Annotated in this window: 5 protein-coding genes; 3 read left to right on the forward strand and 2 right to left on the reverse strand. The window is 38.1% G+C overall.

Annotated elements, in window-relative coordinates; genetic code table 11:
* The coding region (locus PLK24_RS05375; protein WP_324477023.1) for a PD-(D/E)XK nuclease family protein at positions 1-2,755 on the reverse strand (2,755 nt) is incomplete at its 3' end.
* A 259-nt stretch (positions 2,756-3,014) separates the two neighbouring features.
* Between PLK24_RS05375 and PLK24_RS05380 the strand changes: the two genes are divergently transcribed.
* From PLK24_RS05380 to PLK24_RS05390, 3 genes are all read left to right on the forward strand, one after another.
* On the forward strand, positions 3,015-4,931 hold the full coding sequence (locus tag PLK24_RS05380) for a S9 family peptidase (protein ID WP_324477025.1): 1,917 nt from the start codon (positions 3,015-3,017) through the stop codon (positions 4,929-4,931).
* A 67-nt stretch (positions 4,932-4,998) separates the two neighbouring features.
* Entirely contained in the window at positions 4,999-5,169 is a 171-nt protein-coding gene (locus PLK24_RS05385; RefSeq protein WP_324477027.1) for a hypothetical protein, read from the forward strand.
* 649 nt (positions 5,170-5,818) lie between these two features.
* Entirely contained in the window at positions 5,819-7,996 is a 2,178-nt protein-coding gene (locus PLK24_RS05390; RefSeq protein ID WP_324477029.1) for a DUF4919 domain-containing protein, read from the forward strand.
* 285 nt (positions 7,997-8,281) lie between these two features.
* On the opposite strand, the gene PLK24_RS05395 is transcribed toward PLK24_RS05390, so the two are convergent.
* Positions 8,282-8,502: hypothetical protein (locus PLK24_RS05395; protein ID WP_324477032.1), on the reverse strand; the 221-nt coding region annotated here is incomplete at its 5' end.

Below are 8,502 nucleotides of genomic sequence, written 5' to 3' on the forward strand. Positions count from 1 at the left end.
AGAGTTCTTCCATTTTTTGTCGAGCAAGTTCCATCTCGACGCTTAAAATTTTACCGGAACGATTCGACTTTAAGATTGCATTCCTCAACTTATCACCATAGGGAACAAAAAGGGTATTTTCAAAAGCACCAGTTGCTTTACCGTCACCATGGCAGAGGTATACATAGCCAATCACCGGATATCCATTATCGGTTAAAACTTGGCTGTATCCGGCCAACTGCAACGATTTCCTTGCGTAATTTGATTTCCCACTTTTATAATCTACAATCAGCCAGTATCCGTCTTTTAAACCAATCAGACGGTCGCAACGGCCAGTAAAAGAAAGTTGGTTTATTTCATACAGAGGGAGAACAAATTCACTTTTTTCTTCCGTACGGTAATAATTTATAAAACTTTCCATATGTTCCTGGTAGTCGGCCATTCTTAAAGCATCAAGCCTCAAGCGAAGTTCATCGCTAGTAAAAACCGTTAAAAGCTCTGGGTAGACCCGTTGGACAATTTCCGTCCAAAGGGACAACACCAGTTCCCGAAGACTGGTTGATTTTCCTTCTAAATAGTTATCCCACACTTTTCTCCACAATTCATGCAAAACTATTCCACCCCGACGGGGATCAAAACCGGGAGGAGTTGGTTCGGTTAATTTATAGAAATTTTTGAGGTAAAACAAAAAAGGGCATTCTACCCAGTTGTCCAACTCACTGATCGGTATTGGAGGTATTTTTGAAATTTGATTGGGTAACCAAGGAAGACTACGAGCAATCAAAGGTACATCCTCTGGTATTTCCACCGGTTTTAAATAAGGTTCAACGGTTTGAGGAAGAATAGCACTCAATGGTCGTTTAAAGAAAACCACTTTTTCTGCCCAAGGATCATCACCCGTAAATATTTCATCATAATAAGGAGAAAGCGATGTTGGTCGTCCTGCTTCATCCTGCAATGGGTAGGTCACAATGGTATATTGTAATCCAGTGGCAATGAGTCTTCGAAATAAAGCTCGTTTTTCATCTCTCTTATGATGAATGGTAGGAAGAGTAGCCTGATTCAATCCCGGATTTTGATTCCACTTTTTTTTCAGTTCGTCTTCCAAAAAAGGGGTATTCAAAAAGCTTCCGGGCCAGAAAGCTGAAATTATATCAGTAATAATCATCACTGGTGCTTCGGTCAACGCTGGGGGAGAACTGAGATACACTCTCAAGGATCCCTTTTCGACAAGTGGTGGACGGAGGGTGGCGTGATTAATCCATGTCTCTAAAAAACCATAAACTTCATTAGTTGAAGCAAAATTTATTTGTTGAACAAAGGATGCCAATGTCTCATCTTCAGAAAAATAAAGAATTTTTTGCTCAATTTCAACCAAAAAAGCTGTTAGTAAAGCAACCAACTCATCTCGAGTAGGATCTAACCCAGAAAGTTTTGAGGCATTATTAGAAATATTGAAAGTATTGGTAAAAATTCGGTGAAGGACATGATAAACCTCTTGTGGTGTTCGGCAGGATTCAATTATTCGCCAAGATTTGACCAGCTGATCAAATTTCAATAAAGATTGAGGGGAATCTTTTAAGAAATCTCTCCATCCTTCAATCCCACGGGGTGATAGGTGATAAGCCTCTTTGACAGAAATATCCGTTTCTCCTAATAATGGGTCGGTTAGAAGATGAAGAGTTTCTTCTTCTGGCCAATAACTTTGACCAGCACTTCGTAATCGTTTAAGAATTCCCCACAAGGGGGATTCCTTGGCAGAAAATCCTTGCAGGAATTGAAAGGGAATCCGGTATTTCTGTAAAACTTCTTGAAAAGTTTTTCTTCTTTGGATTGGGATGATCGTCGCGATATCATCCCAACCGGGGAATTGGCCCCATTGAGAAAGTTGACCTTTCTCTGCCGACCATAAAACCAACTCACGAGCAATGGTTTCATACTGATGGCGGGCATCTCCAGCTGCAATTTCACCAATTGAAACTGGATTGTTTATCGGTAGGGGAAGTTTAGAATGATCTAGTTGCAAAGGAAAATTTTCATCAAATTGAGGGATTCCACACCAAGGCTTGATAATATAAACCTGACCGTAATTCGAATTCAAACTATGCAATAATTGCCTTTGCCCCGGAGTGAATTGAAAAAAACCGATAAAAATAAATGTATTTTTATTAATCCACTTTTTTAACTCTTCATTGTGCCAGGATTTTCGTATCAGATCGGCAGTTAATCCCGGTATTTGAAGGTTATCGCTGAGCTGATACCGTTCAAATACCTTGAGGTATCTCCGGTAAATCCAACATAACCAACTGGTTGGATCCTGAATTTGATTACAAAGGGAATCATCAAAACAATCGTTACAACTCATAAAGCGATTGAAATCGCTCCAACTCACTTCTTCGCGAAGGAGTTCACGGATGCTTTCTAAAATATGAGTGACACATTCTATTCTTCTTAATCCCTCTGGAATATCGATGGTTTCAGTTTTTTCATTCAATTCTTTCCAGAGATTATGAATCAACAACCAATTTACACTCTGATCGACTTCTTTCCTTTTCGGCGGTATACTCACCTGGTTTTTCAAAAGAGTATGAATTTCATTATATAAGTCATTCCATTGAAAAATTTTGGATTCTTCAAAAGGATCCATTTCACGAAATTCACTTTTATCTGATAAAGAAGGAACTATGATAATCGGGTTGATTACTTGAGTAGTTAATTGACCAAGATATTCTTTGACATCACTTAAACGATTATAATGAAATACTTCAAACGGCAATTTAGAAAACCTTCCTCATGCTATTTTTAAACTTTATACTCCTTTGTAATCACTCTTTTCCCTTCTCAAAGATTTATTCACTTTCCATCTATAATCTATTCTATTATAATGGAAATTAGATTTCTTTATTATTATCGACTTGGTTAGATGGTCATTTTTATCAACCATTCAAACAAGAAAATTAAACAGAAAAAGTATCAACATTTTTCTTAAAGTTTAATTACTAACCAATTAAATACTATTTGAGGTGTTTTTAAAAATGAATAGAAATACTTTAAATTGTTTGCTGCTGGTTTTTATTTTCATTTCTCTAATAAGCTTCGGAAATTTAGCAATAGCTTATTCAGAAGAAATACCACTCATTCCCCTGCGAGATTTCTTTCGGAATCCCGAGAAAGCTGGTTATTCTCTTTCTCCTGATGGTGAATATTTCGCTTTTCTCGCTCCCTGGGAAAATCGGTTAAATATTTTTATCCAAAAGTTTAGCGAAACTGAAGCCAAGCGGATCACGTCAGTTACCGATCGAGATTTAGTGGGATATTTTTGGGCAAGCAATGAAAGAATCGTCTATGCTCGGGATCAAGCTGGAGAAGAAAATTTTCATTTATTTGCCGTGAATATTGATGGTTCAAATCCTGTTGATTTAACTCCCTTTGAGGGAGTTCGTGCTGGTGTAATTGACGATTTAAGGGACAACGATCAAGACATGATTATTTCTCTCAACAAGAGAGATCCAAGGTTTTACGACGCCTATCGAATTAATATTGAAACTGGTGAATTGAAATTAATCGGCGAAAACCCGGGTAATATCATCGGTTGGTTAACCGATCATGAAGGCCTACTGCGACTCGCCATAACCAGTGATGGAGTTAACACCAGTATTCTTTACCGAGATAACGAGTCACAATCCTTCCAAACAATTTTGACTACTGATTTTAAAGAAACCCTCACTCCAGTATCCTTTACCTATGATAATCAATGTTTGTATGCTTTTTCCAATTTAGGCCGCGATAAAGCAGCTCTGGTAGTTTTTGATCCTAAAACTCAAAAAGAACTCGAACTCATTTATGAAAATTCCTATGTTGATGTAAGCGGATTATTAATATCAGATAAGAGAAAAAAGCTAATTGCTGTTACCTATTTAACTGATAAACTCCGTTATCATTTTTTTGATGAAGAAGTTGAATCCATTTTTCAAGACCTTACCAAGAAAATCCCTGGATATGAATTGGCTCTCTCAAGTGTGAATCAAGACGAAAATCGCTTTATAATAAGGACCTATAGCGATAAATCATTGGGGTCCTACTTTCTCTATGATGTCGAAACCAGTAATCTTCAAAAGATTGCCGATATCAGCCCCTGGATTGATGAAAAGTATATGGCTGATATGGAACCGATTTCTTATAATTCACAAGATGGCTTAACTATTCATGGATATCTCACTCTCCCCAAGGGCGTTGAACCAAAAAATTTACCAGTAGTGATAAATCCCCACGGTGGTCCATGGTATCGAGACAGTTGGGGATATAATGCCGAAGTTCAATTTTTAGCCAACCGAGGTTATGCTGTACTACAAATGAATTTTCGCGGCTCCACTGGGTATGGGCGTACATTTTGGGAAGCCGGTTTTAAACAGTGGGGCAGAAAAATGCAGGATGATATTACCGATGGAGTTCAGTGGCTTATCGATCAGGGTATTGCCGATCTAAAGCGTATCGGTATTTATGGGGGTTCCTATGGTGGTTACGCTACCTTAGCTGGAATTACTCTCACTCCTGATCTTTACGCTGCTGCGGTTGATTATGTTGGAATTTCAAATATATTTACCTTTCTCGAAGCTATTCCTCCCTACTGGGAGCCGTTACGCCAGCAATTTTATGAAATGATCGGCGATCCCAGTAAAGATAAGGAGCTTTTGGAGTCGGTTTCTCCATTATTTTTAGTAAACCAAATCAAAACTCCACTTTTTATTGCCCAAGGTGCTAATGATCCCCGGGTAAAAAAATCCGAATCCGATCAAATTGTTGCCGCGTTGGAAAAAAGAGGAATTAAAGTTCAATATATGGTGAAAGAAAATGAAGGTCATGGATTTGCCAACGAAGAGAATCGATTTGATTTCTATCGAGCCATGGAAGAATTCTTATCAGAACATTTAGGTGGAAAAGTTGAACCCTAATGTTGGCCAAAAAGTTTTTTGATTTCCATGAATAATTGAGTCTAAAAAAATTGAAGGAGGGATTTTCATGGCCGATGAAAACCATGATTGGTCATTGAGTGGCATTGCTTTTGCCGGATGTCTTTTTATTGGAATGGGTTTGGGAATTCTTTTTAAACATACCTGGGCAGGAATTATGATGGGACTTGGAGTTGGTTTTATCGTTATGGCTATTTTAAGGTGGAAAAATAAAGTTTGAGTTTCTTGAGGTGATGTTTTTCCACCAATGAAATTCTCTGGTTTCTAAATGTATAGGAATTTATGCAATAAATTTAAAGTGGGGATTTACCCCCACTTGTCACCTTCTTCCATTTCTTTTTCCTCTCCCCTGATAGGAGAGTCACTCTTTTCTTTCCTCGCCCCTCAGTACGCTAGGTCAGGGTGAGGAGGTAACTATTTTCATCCTCATCTGTTATCACCAAAGTTGCATGAAAGTCTATTCTGATAACTTACGGGCATGATAAATCAAGCCCCTACAAAAGATTTTTAAAAAGCGTCATCCTGAGGGGTGCTTTTCCGCGTGAGGATCTCATCTTTTAATTTTATCTTTTATCCTTTAATTCTTTTTTTATTCACCCCCTCCCCCATTCTTCCCATCGCTCCCTCAGCCTTTATCGTGTCTGATTAATGTAGCGGACCTGCCATGGCATGTCGTATCTTGGATTTTCTCTATCATTTAGTGCTGCTAAGCAACACAATGGTCGCTCCTGTTAAAAATTATTAAAAATTTTTTTGAAAGAAGGTTCCTTCATTCTGGTTTTGATCAGATTGAATGATACAATAAATGTTGTATTTATAGATTTTTAAACATGAAAAGTTATAGCTATTGACTATAAGGAGGGATTACAATGTCCTATCGATTCAGATTTTTGCACTTTTGTTCTTTTTTATTGATCTTTTGTATAGTTTTTCTTATTTTTGTTGACCAGGGAAATGCTCAAGATAATCCAACCAATTACTATCAAACTCTTCTTGATCGTCTGAAAAATGGCGATACCAGTATCAATTTTGCAGAATTACGAGTACTTTACGCTCAGCTCCCCACCTATAATCCCTATAAAATAATGCAGGATCTTAAGGAAAAAGAGGATCAAATGTGGCAAGAGTATAAAAGCGGCAACTATGATAAAGCCTTAGAAATAGGAACCTCGATTCTGGAAATGAACTATTTAAGAATTATGACCCATTATATTTTTTCTGAAGTCTATGGAAAATTAGGTGATACCCAAAAACAAAAATTCCACGAAGATGTCTTTTTTGGTTTAGTTGATTCTATTATTCAATCCGGAGATGGAAAAAGTCCTGAAACAGCTATGACAGTCATCGAGATCAGAGAAGAATACGATGTTCTTGATGTTTTGGGTTTTGAACAAGAATCTCAAACTTTAGTAGAAAAAGATGGGAAAAGGTTTGATTTCCTGGTTGCTAAAAATTCAGAAACTGGAGAAACTCGTGATTTTTATTTTAATATAGACCTCTTTTACGATAAAGCCATTGAAATTGATGAAGAAAGCAGCCTTACTCCAAAAACTACTTCTCAAGTAGAACCAACTTCTGTTATAGAATCGGGAAAATTTCTAGATAATTTATTTATCGCCACCTTAGTCACCGGAACCAAGCAGGAAATCGAGTCATTCATCCAAGATCAAAAAGTTGATTATAGGCTTCGGGATAAAGATGGAAATACGGCCCTCATGATTGCAGCCATGGGTAACAGTAATCTTGAAGTGATAAATTATTTACTTAGTTTAGGGATTGATATTAATACCAAAAACAACCAAGGAGATACCGCTCTTATCAAAGCTGCGAGCTTAACCTCCGAACCAAAAATTATTGAAGCTTTATTAACCGCCGGCGCCGATCCAACTATAAAAAATCTGGATGGTACAGTTGCCTATGAATATGCCCAACTCAATCCAGACCTCCAGGGATCTGAAACTTTAACCAGATTGGGGCAGGCAACAGTGAGTGGGATATCTCCTTCTCCAACATTAACCACTATAGAACCCAGTGTCCCAACTTCCATGATTCCGATTCCTGAACCATCATTATTGCCAATTTCAACACCAACTCCTCAGATTACGGCACTTCCCCAACCAACTGTTGTTTCTGTTCCTCAAAGCTTAATCGTCAGCCCACCACCAGGGTGGATCTCTCAATCCACCGAGGACCCCTCTGAAATTGGGTATTATCAACTTGTCAACCAACAAAATATTGTCATCGCTGAATATCTAATAAATCTTGAAAGTCTTTCCTCTTCTCTTAATCCTAAGGGGTATCTTGGTTATCTTCAGGAAACCTACTTAAAGCCTCCTACCTTTAACGGGTACATCCCTCAGCAAACCATTGATACCAATTTTTTAGGTCTTCAAGCTTTACGCCATGATTTTCTCTTTACCATAGATAACTTGCAACTTAAAGCAATGGCAATTCTTATCGTCCTTGGAAATAATGCTTATTCATTCCTCTTCTATTGTACACCCAACGATTTCCCCAGCTTAGAAGCTACTTTTATTCAAGCGCTTTCCACGGTCTCTGTTCAGGGTTCTACCGGATCCCAGCCAATTCAATCAACGACTTCTCTACCTCCAGTTGATACCCTGACTTCACCAACACCCCAGCAATCTCTCGCTGGGAACTGGTATCAGGATCCATCCAATACTTTTAGTGTTCCTTTACCTTCAACCTCTGCAAAAAAACAGGATATTCAGAATGGAGTTGTCTACACCAGCCCAAATAACGGTGAAATTTATATAATGACCTTTTCCTCAGAAATGGAAACTCAAAACACTGTGAGTGGACTGGCTGGTGGGAAAAGTTTCCGAGCTGAAACGACTTTAAACGCCGGAAACCGGCAATCTCAGGTAAAAATTTATAGTTTTACTCAAAACAATATGAATTATGCCATGCTTATTTCATCATATCCTGGAACACCGGTTTTGGTTATTATTGTTATACCAGCCGATCAATACAATGCATCACAAGCTTGGATGATTTCCACTATAACTGGAATTCAATTTAGGTAGATAATGGACGTGATAAACTGACATCCTACGGTTTTAAATATTTTGGTAGAGGCGGGTAAACCTGCCCGATTTTTTAATTTTCTTTACTGGTGCTTGGTTTTAAGCCCCTTCTCAATCCGTCATTGCGAGGAGTCTAACCGTTTTTTGGTTGGACGACGTGGCAATCTCATTTAGAAAATTTTTAAAATAATCAAAAGATGAGATCCTCACGGCTTCAGAATACAAAGCCTTAGGATGACGCCTCCGGTGTCAGATGAGATGCTCAATCTCTCAAAAAGCGCGAGTTCAGGATGACGCATCACTATAATTCCTTCTCCCTTGATGGGAGAAGGTTAGGATGAAGGTAAAAACCTGGAATGAGATCCTGGTTAGTTTTTCAATATGAGTTGCCCAATAAAAAATCATTCCGGTATGTTCAGCATAGAAAAATGTTTTTAAAGAAAAAGATAAAGATTGATATTGAGAGATTCTCTCGTCGCAAAGGACGCTCCTTAGAATGACAATGA

The organism is Atribacter sp. (genome assembly GCF_035418125.1).
Classification (GTDB): Bacteria; Atribacterota; Atribacteria; order Atribacterales; family Atribacteraceae; genus Atribacter; species Atribacter allofermentans.

Excerpts from the sequence above, each read along its gene's own strand:
- PLK24_RS05380 (WP_324477025.1), top strand. The coding sequence starts at position 3,015 with ATGAATAGAAATACTTTAAATTGTTTGCTGCTGGTTTTTATTTTCATT.
- PLK24_RS05385 (WP_324477027.1), top strand. The coding sequence starts at position 4,999 with ATGGCCGATGAAAACCATGATTGGTCATTGAGTGGCATTGCTTTTGCC.
- PLK24_RS05390 (WP_324477029.1), top strand. The coding sequence starts at position 5,819 with ATGTCCTATCGATTCAGATTTTTGCACTTTTGTTCTTTTTTATTGATC.